The sequence below is a fragment of the Streptococcus oralis genome (genome assembly GCF_001578945.1).
In the GTDB taxonomy this organism is placed as follows: Bacteria; Bacillota; Bacilli; order Lactobacillales; family Streptococcaceae; genus Streptococcus; species Streptococcus oralis_Q.
Window position 1 is genome coordinate 560,369 of the sequence record NZ_KQ969551.1, and the last position, 3,307, is coordinate 563,675.

Genomic DNA, 3,307 nt, shown 5'->3' on the forward strand with positions numbered 1-3,307 from the left:
GTAGAATTTCAATTTTGCCAGCTGCATGTTCCAAAATTCTGTGGTAGTGAGCAAAACGCTTGTCTAGCGAGTCACCAGATACTCCAGCACGAGTCAGAATACGAGTGACTCCAGCTTGGCTAAGCCAGTCAATAGCTTCCAACTGGTCTTCATCACTTAATTCATCAAAGGCCATGTGAAAGACAATTTCCATTCCTTTTGATGCAGCAATCAACTTCTCAAGATTAGGCTTATCCAACTTTTTATCAGCACTTAATACCCCAAAAACAACCCCTTGACTTCCAGCCTGCGCAGTCAAACGAATGTCTTCTAGCATAATCGCAATTTCCACATCATTATAGACAAAGTCGCCACCACGTGGACGAATCATGGTCATAATGCTGCTATCGTAGTTAGCTGCCAGTTCAACCGCTGCCTTGGTCACTCCATAACTAGGTGTTGTTCCACCAACTGCTAGATTATCACAAAGTTCGATTCGACGAGCTCCAGCCTGCATCGCTTTTTCAAGCAAGGTCACATTTTCAGCACAAAATTCGTAAATCATTTGATTCTCCTTGATGTTTTCTTTAAATTTATTATATCATATTGTTTTAAATATACTTTCATTTTTATCAAGGCAAATAACTCCTATTTTTATCTATTCTTTGTCTGGAATGACTTTAAAGAGGTAATAGGTGATAAAAATAGTCAAGGCTCCCAGACCGATTTTAACTGGCAAGAGAGGGGCAAAATAAATAGAAATCCCCATCAAGATGTAGATAGATACGATGATTTTTTTCTTACGTTCTCGCGCGATTGACTTGGTTTCCCGAAAATCAGCTACATATGCCTGATAGAGCTTGGTATGATAAAGCCAATCTTCGAAGCGCTTAGAGGATTTTGAAAAGCAAGCGATAGACAGCAAAAGAAAGGGAGTTGTTGGCAAGAGTGGCAAGACAACGCCGACAAGAGCTAGAACCAAAGAAATAAAACCAATACAGAAATAAATAATGCGCATAACTTCTCCTAGATAAATTATCTCTTCCTCTAGTTTCGCATATAATGAGGAAATTTGTCAAGCTTCAACTAAAAAGAGCCTGAAATTCGTATTCAGGACTCTGCATTTTATTTAATCTTTTCCTCTTCGTAGTCACCATTGCTACATACAACCTGCTTGCCACCACCACGGACTTTTTTCTCCACAAGGAAGTGTCCGCATTTTGGACAATCACGCCCAATTGGTTTGTCCCAGGAAGTAAATTCACATTCTGGGTAACGATTGCAACCATAGAAGATACGATTGCGCTTGGTTTTGCGTTCGATGATTTGTCCTTGATGACAGCTCGGACACTCGACTCCAATCTCTTTGACAATCGCTTGTGTGTGACGGCAGTCTGGGAAATTACTACAAGCATAGAATTTACCAAAACGACCGAGCTTAATCACCATTGGACTGCCACAAACTTCACAGTCAAATCCAGCTGGCTCATCCTTGATCTGGATTTTTTCCATTTCAGCTTCAGCCTTGGCTACTTCTTTGGAGAATGGTTTGTAAAAGGCGTCAATGACCCGTTGCCACTGCTCTTTTCCAACTTCGACATCATCCAGTTTTCCTTCCATCTCAGCTGTGAAGGTCACGTTTACGATATCTGGGAAATATTCAACGATGAGCTTATTGACAATTTCTCCCAGTTCTGTCGGTTCAAAGCGTTTGGCTGCCAGACGAACGTAGTATCGTTTTTGAATAGTTTCAATGGTCGGAGCGTAGGTTGACGGACGTCCAACTCCATTTTCTTCCAAGGTCTTAATAAGTGTCGCTTCCGAATAGCGAGCAGGCGGTTGGGTGAAATGTTGTTCTGGCTTGCTATTCACCTGCTTGACCACATCTCCAACAGCCATATCTGGCAACATCTTGTTCTTGTCAGAGTCATTGTAAATAGCAAGATAACCATCAAACTTAACTTGGCTTCCATTTGCCGCGAATTGAACTCCATTTTGAGAGAGCTTAACAGCCATGGTATCAAAGATAGCGCCTGTCATCTGACTGGCCACAAAACGGTTCCAGATAAGGGTATAAAGTTTGAGCTGGTCTTTGTCCAAGTACTTAGCGATGTTTTCTGGTGTATTAAAGACACTAGATGGACGAATAGCCTCGTGAGCATCCTGAGCACCTGAAGCATTTTTAACCTTGCTACCATGCTTAGAATACTTAGCTCCAAAACGGTCGTTAATGTAGCTTGCCGCTTCGTTCTGAGCCACAGGACTGATACGAGTCGAGTCTGTACGCATATAGGTAATCAAACCTTGCACGCCCGATCCGATATTGATCCCTTCATAGAGCTGTTGGGCCACCATCATGGTCTTTCGAGTACGGAAATTAATTTTGTTAGCCGCATCCATTTGCATGGTTGAAGTCGTATAAGGTAGGGGCGCATTGCGTTTGCGTTCTTTCTTATCTACCTGGTCTACTGTGAAATCTTTACTAGTCAAATGGGACAAGACTTCTTTGACTTCTTCATTGGTGGTCAATTTCATCTTTTTGCCATTCATACCATAGAAAGAAGCCTGAAATTGCTTGGTTCCCTTCTTAAAGACACCATCAATTGTCCAGTATTCTTCCGGTTGAAAGGCATTGATTTCATTTTCACGGTCAATGATGAGCTTAAGAGCAACAGACTGCACGCGTCCTGCTGATAAGCCCTTCTTGACCTTTTTCCACAAAATTGGCGAAATCGAATACCCTACCAAGCGGTCTAAGACACGACGAGCTTGTTGGGCGTCGACCAAGTCCATGTCAATCTTGCGAGGTTCTTTAAAGGCATTCTTGACTGCATCCTTGGTGATTTCATTAAAGACCACACGGTTGGCATCATTCTCATCCAAGTTGAGAATGTGAGCCAAGTGCCAAGAAATCGCTTCTCCTTCACGGTCCGGGTCACTCGCCAGAAAGACTTTATTGGCCTTTTTAGCTTCTTTTTTTAAGTCATTGATGAGAGAACCTTTTCCACGGATATTGATATACTGCGGTTCATAGTTATTTTCAATGTCGACCGACATACTGGATTTTTTCAAATCACGGATATGCCCGACACTGGCGAGAACCTTGTAATTTCTGCCTAGATATTTCTCAATCGTTTTCGCCTTGGCAGGCGACTCCACGATGACTAGATTTTTCTTAGCTGTTGATTTTTTCTTCTTTGTTGCCGTAGCCACACTATCACACCTTTTCAAAGTAATAAACTTTATAAAGTGTAAACCATTTTTAAAGACCTGTCAAGACTTAACTCGGTTCTGTCAATAATTTTGTGTAAACAGTTTATTAAGTTAT

3 protein-coding genes are annotated in these 3,307 nt (G+C 41.7%); all 3 read right to left on the reverse strand.

Features of this window, described 5'->3' with window-relative positions:
• A partial coding sequence (locus SORDD16_RS05340; protein WP_061452619.1) for a copper homeostasis protein CutC occupies positions 1-544 on the reverse strand: 544 nt, incomplete at its 3' end.
• 93 nt (positions 545-637) lie between these two features.
• A complete protein-coding gene (locus tag SORDD16_RS05345) occupies positions 638-997 on the reverse strand; it encodes a YbaN family protein (protein ID WP_061452620.1) in 360 nt (119 codons plus the stop codon).
• Positions 998-1,104: 107 nt separating this feature from the next.
• Positions 1,105-3,192 (reverse strand): type I DNA topoisomerase, encoded by a 2,088-nt coding sequence (topA, locus tag SORDD16_RS05350; protein WP_061452621.1) that lies wholly within the window; start codon positions 3,190-3,192, stop codon positions 1,105-1,107.
• Positions 3,193-3,307: the final 115 nt, after the last annotated feature.